The organism is Streptomyces sp. NPDC088732 (genome assembly GCF_044751205.1).
GTDB lineage: Bacteria > Actinomycetota > Actinomycetes > Streptomycetales > Streptomycetaceae > Actinacidiphila.
Genome location: NZ_JBIVLI010000013.1, coordinates 237,779 through 249,551 on the forward strand (window position 1 = coordinate 237,779; position 11,773 = coordinate 249,551).

An 11,773-nucleotide genomic window follows, 5' to 3' on the forward strand; every position below is an offset into this window, starting at 1 on the left:
GTCATGTCCACCGCGCTCACCCGCAAGGTGCCGTCCGCCCCGGCGGGCGGCACCACCCCGCCGGCCGTACGGCGCCGCTCGCGCCGGGCCAAGGCCGTGGCCGTCGTCTTCGCGCTGCCGGCACTGGCGCTGCTCGGCGCCCTCGTCGGCTACCCCATCCTGTTCTCGGTCGGCCGCAGCCTCTTCGACGCGAGCGGCGACCGCTTCGTGGGACTCTCCAACTACCAGGAGATGTTCACCGATCCGGCCACCCTCAAGGCGATCCGCAACACCGCGATCTGGGTCGTGGTCGCCCCGGCGCTGCTCACCGGCGTGGGCCTGGTGCTGGCCGTGCTCACCGAGCGGATCCGGTGGGCCACCGCGTTCAAGCTGCTGATCTTCATGCCGATGGCGGTCTCCTTCCTCGCCGCCGGCATCACCTTCCGCCTGGTGTACGACCAGGACCCGCAGCGCGGCGTCCTCAACGCCGCGGCGGTGGCGATCCACGACTCCTTCACCGACGCCTCGGCGTACCCCGGTGCCCGGCCGCGCGGCAACGACGTGCTCACGGCCTCCGACGGCGGATTCCGGACCGTGCGTCCGGCGGAGGCCGGCACGACCGTCACGCTCCCCCTGGTCGGCCTGCCGCCGCAGTCGCTGCCCGGCGGGGCCCGTCCGGCCGCCCCCGCGCCCGCGCGCGACGGAGAGGTGACCGGCGTGGTCTACCTGGACTTCGTGCCGGGCGGCGGCGGCACGCCGGGCAAGGTCGACCCGCAGGAGAAGGGCCTGCCGCACATGGCGGTCGAGCTGATGAAGGACGGCGGGGTCGTCGCCACGACCACGACCGCCGACGACGGCTCGTTCCGCTTCACCGACGCGGCCGGCGGCGGCGAGGTCCGCCTCCCGGCGCGCAACTTCGCGCCGCCGTACGACGGCGTCTCCTGGCTCGGCCCGACGCTGATCACTCCGGCGATCATCGGCGCCTACCTGTGGATCTGGACCGGCTTCTCGATGGTGCTGATCGGCGCCGGGCTGTCCTCGCTGCCCCGCGAGACCCTGGAGGCGGCGCGGATGGACGGCGCGAACGAGTGGCAGATCTTCCGCCGCATCACGGTCCCGCTGCTCGCCCCCGTACTGGGCGTGGTCTTCGTGACACTCGTGATCAACGTGATGAAGGTCTTCGACCTCGTCTACATCATCGCCCCGGGCCCGGTGCAGGAGGACGCCAACGTGCTCGCCCTCCAGATGTGGCTGGTCTCCTTCGGCGGCGGCAACAACCAGGGTCTGGGCAGCGCGATCGGCGTCGTCCTGCTGCTGCTCGTGCTCCCCGCGATGGCCCTCAACATCCGACGCTTCCGCAGGAGTTCGCGATGACCGTGCAGAGCGCCGCGCCGCGGCCCGCCCCGCCCCGCACCTCCGCCGCCCGGTCCGGCGGCGGCCCCGGCCGGCCGTCGGCCGCCCGCCGGATCGCGTCCTGGCTGCGCGGCGGGCTGGTCCAGGCACTGCTGACCGTCGTCGCGCTGATCTGGCTCACCCCGACCGCCGGGCTGTTCATCTCCTCGCTGCGCAACTCCGACGACACCTCCGCGTCCGGCTGGTGGACCGGGCTGCTGCACCCGGGGTCGCTGGGGTTCGGCAACTACACGGCCATCCTCGGCGACAGCAGCATCACCCAGGCGTTCTGGAACACCGTGCTGATCTCCGTGCCGGCGACCGCGGCGGTCGTGGTGCTCGCCGCGCTCGCCGGATACGCCTTCGCCTGGCTGGAGTTCCCGGGGCGGGACTGGGTGTTCCTGGTGGTCGTCGGCATGCTGGTGGTGCCGGTGCAGATCGGCCTGCTGCCGGTCGCCCGGCTCTTCGGGGCGGTCGGCCTGTTCGGGACGACCGCCGGCGTGGTCCTCTTCCACGTCGCGTACGGACTGCCGTTCGCGATCTTCCTGCTGCGCAACTACTTCGCCGAGATCCCGCGCGAGATGCTGGAGGCGGCGCGGATGGACGGCGGCACCGACTGGACGATCTTCCGCAGACTCGTGCTGCCGGTGGGGCGTCCGGCGATCGCGAGCCTGGCCATCTTCCAGTTCCTGTGGGTCTGGAACGACATGCTCGTCGCGCTGATCTTCGCGGACAGCGGTTCGCAGCCGCTCACCGTCGCCCTCCAGTCGCAGATGCGGCAGTTCGGCTCCAACATCGACGTGCTGGCGCCGGGCGCCTTCCTGTCGCTGATCGTGCCGCTGGCGGTCTTCTTCGCCTTCCAACGGCACTTCGTGGAGGGGGTCATGGCCGGTTCGGTGAAGTGACGTCGCGCGGACACGGCCGAGGGCCCGGGGCGGCGCAGACGTCGGAGGACTTGCTTGCCAGGTGGTCCATACCACTTTAGAGTCGGCCCGGCAGGCCGGATCCCTCCGACGTCTGCGCCGCCACGGCCCGCCCGTGCGTCCCCGACCGGCAAGGACCCGCCCCATGCCCATGCAGCCCTGGTTCGCCGACGCCAAGCTCGGCATCTTCGTCCACTACGGGATCTACGCGGTCGACGGCGTCCCCGAGTCGTGGTCGTTCTACACCGGGCAGGTCAGCCACGAGCAGTACATGCGCCAGCTCGACGGCTTCACCGCCGCCCGCTACGACCCCCGGTCCTGGGCCCGGCTGTTCGCCCGCGCGGGCGCCCGGTACGCCGTCCTCACCGCCCGCCACCACGACGGCGTGGCGCTGTGGGACACGGACCAGGGCGACCTGTCGGTGGCCCGCCGCACCCCGGCCGGGCGCGACCTGATCGGCCCGTACGCGCAGGCACTGCGCGAGGAAGGACTGAAGGTCGGGCTGTACTACTCGCACTCCGACTGGAACCACCCCGACTACGCCAGCGTGGTGCATCCGCAACCCCCGATGCCGGACGTGTCCACCAGCCGCTGGGTCGTCCCCGCGGACGGCCGGCAGGACCCGGCGGCATGGCGGCGCTACCTCGCCTACCGGGACGCCCAAGTGGCGGAACTCGTCACCCGGTTCCGCCCCGACCTGCTGTGGTTCGACGGCGAGTGGGAGCGCAGCGAGGAGCAGTGGGGCATGGACGCGCTCGCCGCCACGATCCTGGCAGGGAACCCGGACACCGTGCTCAACGCCCGGATGCTGAGCCACGGCGACTACGCCACCCCCGAGCAGGGCATCCCGGTCGAGCCGCCGTCCGGGCCGTGGGAGCTGTGCCTGACGGTGAACGACTCCTGGGGGTTCCAGCCCGGCGACCACCACCACAAGTCGGTGTCCCGGCTGGTCCGCTACTTCACGGAGACCATCGGCGCGGGCGGCAACCTGCTGCTGGACGTCGGCCCCCGCGAGGACGGCACCGTCACGCCGGAGCAGACCGAGCGCCTGGAGGGCCTCGGGGCCTGGATCCACGCGCACTCCGACGCCGTCCACGGCACGGTCGCCGGACTGCCCCCCGGCCACCACTACGGCCCCAGCACCCTGTCCGCGGACCGCCGCACCCTCTACCTGGTCTGCTTCGACGCCCCGCGGGAAGCCGTGTCGGTGCGGGGCCTGCGCAACCGCGTCCGCCGCGTCTCGGTGGTCGGCACCGGCACCGAGCTCGGCCACGACGTCACCGGCGGGCTGCACGAGGTGCCCGGCGTCACCTGGATCGACGCCCCGCCCGCGGCGGACGTCGACCCCCACGCCACCGTGCTGGCGGTCGAACTCGACGGCGAACTCGACCTGTACCGCGGCACCGGCCGCTCCTGACCCGCGAAGCCCGGCGGGTCAGGCCGAGCGGTCGAGGTCCTCGGCCCGTACGGGGTGCGCCAGGGGCAAGCCGCGGGCCCAGCGCTCGATCTCGCCGGTCGCCGTGTCGGCCAGCCGGGTCAGCTCGGTGCCGAGCGAGCCCGCGACGTGCGGGGTGAGCAGCACATTGGGCAGGTCCCACAGCGGGGAATCGGCCGGCAGCGGCTCGGGGTCGGTGACGTCGAGGACGGCGTGCAGGCGCCCGGCGACCAGCTCGGCGGTCAGCGCCGCGGTGTCGACCAGCGAACCGCGCGCGGTGTTCACCAGGGTCGCGCCGTCCCGCAGCAGCGCGAGCCGGGCGGCGTCGAACAGGTGCCGTGTCGCGGGGAGTTCGGGGGCGTGGATGCTCACCACGTCGCAGGTCCGGCACAGGTGGTCGAGGCCGGCCCATTCCGCGCCCAGCCCCGCCGCCGCGGCCGGATCCAGGTACGGGTCGTGGACCAGCAGCCGCAGGTCGTACGGGCGCAGCAGTTCCAGGACCCGCCGGCCGACCCGGGAGGCGCCGACCACGCCCACCGTGCGACGGTAGTTGCCCGCCCCGGCCAGTGCCTCGAACGCCCCGATGTCTCCCCGCGCCCGGCGGAAGGCGCTCGCCGTGTCCAGCACCCGCTTGTTGGACAGGAGCACCGCCGCGACGGTGTACTCCGCGACCGGCAGCGCGTTGGCCGCGGCCGCGGTCGAGACGAGCACGCCGCGTCGCCACACGGCGTCGGTGACGTGCTGCTTGACGGTACCGGCCGCGTGCGCGACCAGCCGCAGCCGGGGCATCCGGTCGAGGGCGGCCTCGTCCAGCGGCGGGCAGCCCCATCCGGTGAGCAGCACCTCCGCCGCGGCCAGCGCCTCCCGCGCCCCCGGGGCGGCGAAGTCCTCCACGAGGAGGCCGGGTTCGAAGCGCGCGACGCGCGCCAGCCGTTCCAGGGCGCCCGCGCCGAACACGGCGTCGCGGGTGCGCGCGCGCATCGCCAGGACGGTACGCGGGGCAGGCTGCACGAGGGGACCGTCCTGTGGCCGGGGTGGGCGGGCGGACAAGGCGAGCGACCGCCATCCTTCGCGGGCCGCCGGACGAAGTCAAGGACGCACGAACCCGGCGAAGGGGACAGCCCCCCGGCCCCGGTCAGAGGCCGCCGGCGAGCGCGGCCTCGTAGCCCGGCAGGACCACGTCGCGAATGAGCGCGTTGCGCTCGTCGAAGGGGATGAACGCGCTCTTGAGGGCGTCCACCGTCACTGTCCGCAGGTCCGCGACGGTCCAGCCGGCCTCGGTGACCAGGCGCTCCGTCTCGCGGGTCATCGTCGTACCGGACACCAGGCGGTTGTCGGTGTTGACGGTCACCCGGAAGCCCAGGTCGCGCAGGAGGGTGATGGGGTGATCGGCCACGGAAGTCGCCGCGCCCGTCTGCAGGTTGGAGGTGGGGCAGACCTCCAGGGCGATGCGCCGGTCGCGTATCCAGTGGGCGAGGCGGCCCAGTTTGCCGTCCACGATGTCGTCGACGAGGCGGACGCCGTGGCCGATCCGCAGCGCCCCGCAGACCTGCACGGCCTGGTGGATGCTGGGCAGGCCGTGGGCCTCGCCGGCGTGGATGGTGAACGGCACGTTCTCCTCGCGCAGGTACGCGAAGGCGGCCAGGTGGTCGGCGGGCGGGAAGCCGTCCTCGGCGCCCGCGATGTCGAAGCCGACGACGCCCGCGTCGCGGTAGGCGACGGCCAGCCCGGCAACCTCCCGGCTGCGGTCGGCCATCCGCATCGCGCACAGCAGCGTGCCCACCCGGACCGGGGTGCCCGCCGCGGCGGCCTTGGCCATGCCCGCGGCGAGGCCCTCCTGCACGGTCTCCACGACCTCGGCGAGCGCCAGCCCGCTGTGGACGAGCAGTTCGGGGGCGTAGCGGACCTCACCGTAGACGACGCCGTCGGCCGCCAGGTCGAGCACGTACTCCTCGGCGACGCGCAGCAGGCCCTCGCGGGTGCCCATCACGGCGATGGTGTGCTCGAAGGTGGCGATGTAGCGGACGAGGTCGCCGGAGTTCGCGGCGTCGTAGTACCAGGCGGCCAGCGCGGCGGGGTCGGTGGCGGGCAGCGTGTGCCCGATCCGCGCGGCCAGTTCCACGAGCGTCGACGGGCGCAGGCCGCCGTCGAGGTGGTCGTGGAGCACGGCCTTGGGCAGCCGGCGCAGGAGATCGGTGTCGGGGGCAGCGGCCGTGGTCACGCGGTGGACTCCTGGTCGGGGGTGGCGGCGGGGGCGGCGGCGGGCTGGAGGAGGTCCCAGCGGTTCCCCCAGGGGTCCTGGAAGACGACGACCGAGCCGTACGTCTCGTGGCGGGGCTCCTCCAGGAAGGTCACCCCGGCGGCGCGCATCCGCGCGTAGTCGCCGGCGAAGTCCTCGGTGTGCAGGAAGAAGGCGACCCGTCCCCCGGTCTGGTCGCCGACGCGGGCGAGCTCCGCCTCGTTCTTCGCCTGCGCGAGCAGCAGCCCGCTGCCCTCGTCCGCGCCGCGGGGGCGCACGACCACCCAGCGGCCGCCGCCGGGGCGCGGCTCGTCCTCGACCAGGTCGAAGGCGAGCGGGCCGGTGTAGAAGGCGATGGCCTCGTCGTGGTCGGGCACAACGAGGGTGACCAGGGCTATGCGGGACATGGGCCAACGTTATACGTAACACTCCACGACGGGCAAGGCGCGCCCTCCCGCCCCGGCGCAGCCCGGCGGCGGCGCGCCTCAGGCGTCCGCCGCGGCGTACACGCGGCGGCCGTCGACGAAGGTCTGCAGCACACGGGTCTCCGCGACGGCCTCCGGGGGTCCGGCGAACGGGTCGCGGTCGAGGACGACCAGGTCGGCGAGCTTGCCCGGGGTGACGGTCCCCGTGTCGTCCAGGTGGTTCACGTGCGCGGAGCCCGCGGTGTACGCGGCGACGGCCGCGGCGAGGTCGAGGCGCTGCCCGGGCAGGAAGACCGGGGTGCCCTCGGGGGCCCCGGGCAGGCGGCGGTTGACGGCCACATGGAGCGCCTGGAGCGGATCGGGGCTGCTGACCGGCCAGTCGCTGCCGGCGGCCAGCGTCGCCCCCGCGCGCAGCAGGTCGCCGAACGGGTACTGCCAGGCGCCCCGTTCGGGACCGAGGAAGGGCAGGGTGAGCTCGTCCATCTGCGGCTCGTGGGCGGCCCACAGGGCCTGGATGTTGGCGGTGGCGCCGAGCGCCCGGAAGCGGGCGACGTCGTCGGGGTGGACGACCTGGAGATGGGCCAGGTGGTGCCGGGTGTCGCGGAAGCCGTTGGCGGCGCGCGCGGCCCGCACCGCGTCCAGGGCCTCGCGCACCGCGCGGTCCCCGAGGGCGTGGAAGTGCACCTGGAAGTCGTGGGCGTCGAGTTCGGCGACGTACGCGGCGAGGCCGGCCGGGTCGACGAAGCTGATGCCGCTGTTGCCCGAAGCGCAGCCGCAAGCGGTGAGATAGGGGTCCAGCAGGGCGGCGGTCCCGTTCTCCGCGATGCCGTCCTGCATGACCTTTACGGTGCCGGCACGGAACCGCCCGCGGCTCACCTCGGCCCGCCGTGCGAGGAGTTCGGGGATCTGCTCCGCGCCCCGGTCCCGGTCCCACCACAGGGCCCCGACGACCCGGGCGGTGAGCAGCCCGTCGTCGATGACGGCGTGGTACGCGGGCACGGGGTCGGTCATGTTGGCGTACGTGCCGACGATGGCGTCCTGCCACGCGGTGACACCGAGCGCGTGCAGCACCGACTGGGCACGCAGCAGGGCGGCCTTCTGCTCGGCCAAGGTGACGGCGGGCAGCAGACGGCCGACCAGGTGCTGGGCGCCTTCCTGCAGCATGCCGGTGGGGTGGCCGCCGGCGTCCCGCTCGATGCGGCCGTCCGCCGGGTCCGGGGTGTCCCGGGTGACCCCGGCGAGTTCCAGGGCACGGGAGTTGACCCAGGCGCCGTGGTGGTCCCGGTTGGGCAGGAAGACCGGGCGGTCGGGCACGACCGCGTCCAGGAGGGCGGCCGTGGGGTTGCCACCGGGGAACGCCTCCAGCGACCAGCCGCCGCCGGTGATCCACTCCGCCCCGGGGTGCGCGTCGGCGTAGGCGCGGACCAGGCGCACGTACTCCCTCGCGTCGTGGGCATCGGCGAGATGGCACTGCCCGAGTTCGAGGCCCGCGCCGAGCGGATGGACGTGGGCGTCCTGGAATCCGGGCAGCAGCAGCCGTCCGGCAAGGTCCACCACCTCGGTGCGGGGGCCGATGAACCCGCGGACCTCGTCGTGGCCGACGGCGGTGATCCGGCCGTCCGTCACGGCGACACCGGAGGCACGGCCCAGGACGGCGTCGACGGTGTGCACCGGGCCGCCGGTGAACACCAGGTCGGCAGGGGGTCGGGACATGGGCGCGCTCCACATCGGGGGCTCGGGGCAGGGCATCGAGCAGCCGTTGTACACCCGCCCGCGCCGGACGCACCACGCCCCGCCGGCCCCGCGGTTGCGCTCAGAGCGTGACCGGCCCCGCGGCGGCCTCCGGCACGGCACAGTGGCCGCATGAATGTGCTGATCCTGGGCGGTACGGAGTTCGTGGGGCGCGCGGTGGCGGAGGAGGCCCTGACGCGCGGTGAGAAGGTCACGGTGTTCCACCGGGGACGGCACTCGCCGCCGCCGGGGGCCGCCGTGCTGCACGGGGACCGGGTCGCCGAAGGCGGCCTCGCGGAGCTCGCGCGGGGCGAGTGGGACGTGGTGGTCGACACGTGGTCCGGTGCGCCGTCGGCGGTCCGGGACAGCGCCGCCCTGCTGGCGGGCCGCGCCGGGAGCTACGCCTACGTGTCCAGCCGCTCGGTGTACACCTACCCCGCGCCCGCCGGCCTCGACGAGGACGGACCGGTGGTCGACGCGTCGCCCGACGACGGCGCGGACGTCGACTACGCACGAGCCAAGCGGGGCGGCGAACTGGCCGCCATCGGGGCCTTCGGCGACCGCGCGCTGCTGCTCCGGGCGGGGCTGATCCTCGGCCCGTACGAGAACATCGGCCGCCTGCCGTGGTGGCTCACCCGCATGGCCCGCGGCGGCCCCGTGCTGGCCCCCGGGCCGCGCGACCTGCCGCTGCAGTACGTCGACGCGCGCGACCTCGCCGCCTTCACGCTGGACGCCGCCGCGGCGGGACTGGGCGGCGCGTACAACATCGTCAGCCCGTCCGGGCACACCACGACGGGCGAACTGCTCGGCCTCTGCGCCCAGGTGACGGGCGGTGCGGCGGACCTGCGGTGGGCCGAGCCCGCCGCCGTGCTCGACGCCGGCATCGAGCCGTGGACCGAGCTGCCCGTCTGGCTGCCGCCGGGCGAGCTGTACGACACCCTGCACGCCGGCGACGTCTCCCGGGCCGTCGCCGCCGGGCTGCGCTGCCGCCCGGTCGCCGAGACGGTCGCCGACACCTGGTCGTGGCTGCGCTCCCTGGGCGGGGTCGCACCGCAGCGCCCGGACCGTCCGGCGGTGGGGCTGCCGCCCGAGAAGGAGGCCGCGGCCCTGAAGGGTCTCGGGTGACGGCGGCCCGCGCGGGCGGCCTCAGCTCTCGGGGACGGCCACCAGCACGTCCTTGAGGCGGCCGAGTTCGGCACCCGTGAGGCCGCGTTCGCGCAGCCACCGGCCGGCGCCGCCGTGCCGCGTGCGCAGGGTGTCGAGGAAGTGGTGCATGACCTGGGGCTTCGAGGCCATGTAGTGGTGCTCGACGGCGGGCAGGTCGCGGTACGAGGGGAGCCGGGCGAGGCGCTCGCGGATCCGGACGACGCGCTGGGCGGTCAGGGCGTAGTCGGCGGCGATGGCGTCGGCCGGCACCCCGACCGCGTCGAGCAGCAGCGCCGCCAGGACACCGGTGCGGTCCTTGCCGACGGCGCAGTGGAAGACCACGGCGTGCTGCTCGGTGTCCGCGACGATCCGCGCGGCGTCGACCAGGGACGCGCCGCTGCCGTCGAGCAGGCCCTCGTAGAAGCCCGCCGTGTCGTCGGCGGCTTCCCCGCCTTCGCCGCGCACCGCCGGCACGGCGTCGGTCACGAGCGCCTGCACACGGCGCACGGGCAGGCTGACCCGGCGCACTGTGGTGCCCGCGAGCAGGCCGTGCCCCTCGCGGGCGGCCTCGTCGGGGCCGCGCAGGTCGACCACCGTCCGCAGCCGGTACCGCCCCAGCAGCAGTTCGACGTCGCCGGCCGTGGCGTCCTGGAGGGTGCTCGCCCGGAACACCACGCCGCGCCGGGTCCTGCCGCCGCCGAGGACGGGCAGTCCGCCGAGGTCGCGGATGTTGTCGACCTCGGCCAGTTCCACCCATCGGGCCGCGCCGCCGCCCGGGCCGTCGTGCGTCGCTTCCAAGACGGCCTCCTCGTGACGGGCTTCGTGTCGCCTGTTCTTTTGTACCAGTACGTCACGGCGGGAGGACGCGCATCCGGGTGCCCCCGGGGTGCGGACGGCGGCCGCACGGGTTTAGCTGAAGGCCGTGACCGGCCGGCCACCGTCCGTGAGGGGGCCCGGCCGGCAGGCGCCGTCCGGGCGCGGGCGACCGCGCGGGGACGGCGGCGAGAGCGAGGAGATCCCCCGTGGCCCGCAGGATTCCGCCGACGATCGCGGTCGCCGTCGTGTTCGTCTCCGCGCTCTTCATGGCAATCATGGACACGACGATCGTCAATGTGGCGGTCCCCGCGATCGGCCACGACTTCGGTGTCCCGGCCTCCGGCCTCGGCGCCATCAACATCGGCTACCTGGTCAGCCTCGCCGTCTTCATCCCGGTCGCCGGCTGGCTCGGCGACCGCTACGGCACGCGGCGGACCTTCCTGGCGGCGCTGGTCGTCTTCACGGGCGCCTCCGCCCTGTGCGCCACGGCCACCACCATGGACCAGCTGACCGCGTACCGGATCCTCCAGGGCGCGGGCGGCGGTCTGCTCACCCCGGTCGGTCAGACGATGCTCTTCCGGGCCTATCCCCCGGCCAAGCGGATCAAGGCCCAGCGGGCGCTGATGGTGCCCACCGCGGTCGCCCCGGCCGTGGGCCCGGTGCTCGGCGGCTGGCTGTCCGACGCGGTGTCCTGGCACTGGGTGTTCCTGGTCAACCTGCCCATCGGCGCCGCGGCCGTCGCCTTCGGCCTGCTGTTCCTGCCGGACTACCGGGTGGAGGCCCCGGGCCGCTTCGACCTCACCGGGTTCCTGCTGGCGGGCGGCGGTCTGTCACTGACGCTCTACTCGCTGACCGAGGGCCCCGACCGGGGCTGGGGCACGGCCGGCATCGTCGTACCGCTCGTGGCCGGCATCGCCGCGCTGCTCGCCATGGTGGCGGTGGAACGGCGCATCCCGAAGCCGATGCTGGACCTGGAGCTCTTCCGGGACCGGCTGTTCCGGGCCAACACCATCGTGATGTTCCCGCTGAGCGCGGTGTTCCTCGGCACGGTCTGGCTGTACCCGCTGTTCCTCCAGGAGGCGCTGGGCTTCGACGCCCTGCAGAGCGGGATGGCCACCTTCCCCGAGGCCCTGGGCGTGATGGCGGCCGCACAAGTGGCGCCCCGCCTGTACCGGCGGATCGGGCCGCGCTGGCTGATGGTGGGCGGCTCGGCGGGCATGGCCGTCTGCGTGGCCGTCATGGCGGGCTTCACCACCACCACATCGGAGTGGACGCTGCGGGGCGTGCTGTTCGTCCTGGGCTACTGCATCGGGCACGTGATGATGTCCGCGCAGAACGCCGCCTTCGCGACCGTCCCGGCCCCCTCGACCGGGCGGGCCGCCACCGTGTTCAACATGCAGCGGCAGCTCGGCGGCGCCTTCGGCACGGCCGTGATCGCCACCCTGCTCGCGGCGGTCGGCACGACCGCGCTGACCGCCGACGGCACGCCGACCGCCAACCTGACCGCCTATCACGCGGGCTTCGTCCTGTGCTCCGGCCTCGCGCTGATCTCCGCCGTCGCCGCCCTGTTCGTCTCCGACCAGGACGCCCTCGGAGTGGAACGGTTCGAGGCGGAGCGGCCCGCCCGGCCCGGCGCCGCCGAGGCGGCGACACCCGCGTCGCCCTGACGCTCCCCGGCCGCGGCGTC

The 11,773-nt window shown here is 74.4% G+C and carries 10 protein-coding genes; 5 read left to right on the forward strand and 5 right to left on the reverse strand.

Annotated elements, in window-relative coordinates:
* Positions 1–3: 3 nt before the first annotated feature.
* The 3 genes from ACIP9H_RS22965 to ACIP9H_RS22975 all read left to right on the forward strand — a co-directional run bounded on the left by ACIP9H_RS22965 (position 4) and on the right by ACIP9H_RS22975 (position 3,711).
* On the forward strand, positions 4–1,353 hold the full coding sequence (locus ACIP9H_RS22965; RefSeq protein WP_401590568.1) for an ABC transporter permease subunit: 1,350 nt from the start codon (positions 4–6) through the stop codon (positions 1,351–1,353).
* Positions 1,350–2,276, forward strand: a complete 927-nt coding sequence (locus ACIP9H_RS22970) for a carbohydrate ABC transporter permease (protein ID WP_401960463.1) — start codon at positions 1,350–1,352, stop codon at positions 2,274–2,276. The genes ACIP9H_RS22965 and ACIP9H_RS22970 overlap by 4 nt, the downstream gene beginning before the upstream one ends.
* Positions 2,277–2,439: 163 nt before the next feature.
* A complete protein-coding gene (locus ACIP9H_RS22975) occupies positions 2,440–3,711 on the forward strand; it encodes an alpha-L-fucosidase (protein WP_401960465.1) in 1,272 nt (423 codons plus the stop codon).
* Positions 3,712–3,729: 18 nt separating this feature from the next.
* Here ACIP9H_RS22975 and ACIP9H_RS22980 read toward each other — a convergent pair whose 3' ends face one another.
* From ACIP9H_RS22980 to ACIP9H_RS22995, 4 genes are all read right to left on the reverse strand, one after another.
* Positions 3,730–4,710, reverse strand: coding sequence for a hydroxyacid dehydrogenase (locus ACIP9H_RS22980; protein WP_401960468.1), 981 nt, complete (start codon positions 4,708–4,710; stop codon positions 3,730–3,732).
* Between the two features lie 154 nt (positions 4,711–4,864).
* Complete coding sequence (locus tag ACIP9H_RS22985) at positions 4,865–5,950, reverse strand: adenosine deaminase (RefSeq protein ID WP_401590577.1); 1,086 nt, start codon at positions 5,948–5,950, stop codon at positions 4,865–4,867.
* Positions 5,947–6,375, reverse strand: coding sequence for a VOC family protein (locus tag ACIP9H_RS22990; RefSeq protein ID WP_401960470.1), 429 nt, complete (start codon positions 6,373–6,375; stop codon positions 5,947–5,949). Before ACIP9H_RS22990 ends, ACIP9H_RS22985 begins: the two co-directional genes overlap by 4 nt.
* A gap of 78 nt (positions 6,376–6,453) precedes the next feature.
* Positions 6,454–8,106: an amidohydrolase gene (locus ACIP9H_RS22995; RefSeq protein ID WP_401960472.1), complete on the reverse strand. Its 1,653-nt coding sequence runs from the start codon at positions 8,104–8,106 to the stop codon at positions 6,454–6,456.
* A gap of 150 nt (positions 8,107–8,256) precedes the next feature.
* Between ACIP9H_RS22995 and ACIP9H_RS23000 the strand changes: the two genes are divergently transcribed.
* Positions 8,257–9,249 carry an NAD-dependent epimerase/dehydratase family protein gene (locus tag ACIP9H_RS23000; RefSeq protein ID WP_401590585.1) on the forward strand — a complete coding sequence of 331 codons (993 nt, stop codon included), beginning with the start codon at positions 8,257–8,259 and terminating at the stop codon, positions 9,247–9,249.
* A gap of 21 nt (positions 9,250–9,270) precedes the next feature.
* On the opposite strand, the gene ACIP9H_RS23005 is transcribed toward ACIP9H_RS23000, so the two are convergent.
* Positions 9,271–10,068 carry a tyrosine-protein phosphatase gene (locus tag ACIP9H_RS23005; RefSeq protein WP_401590587.1) on the reverse strand — a complete coding sequence of 266 codons (798 nt, stop codon included), beginning with the start codon at positions 10,066–10,068 and terminating at the stop codon, positions 9,271–9,273.
* A 224-nt stretch (positions 10,069–10,292) separates the two neighbouring features.
* On the opposite strand from ACIP9H_RS23005, the gene ACIP9H_RS23010 reads away from it, so the two are divergent.
* Positions 10,293–11,753, forward strand: a complete 1,461-nt coding sequence (locus ACIP9H_RS23010; RefSeq protein WP_401590590.1) for an MDR family MFS transporter — start codon at positions 10,293–10,295, stop codon at positions 11,751–11,753.
* The last annotated feature ends 20 nt before the right edge of the window (positions 11,754–11,773 follow it).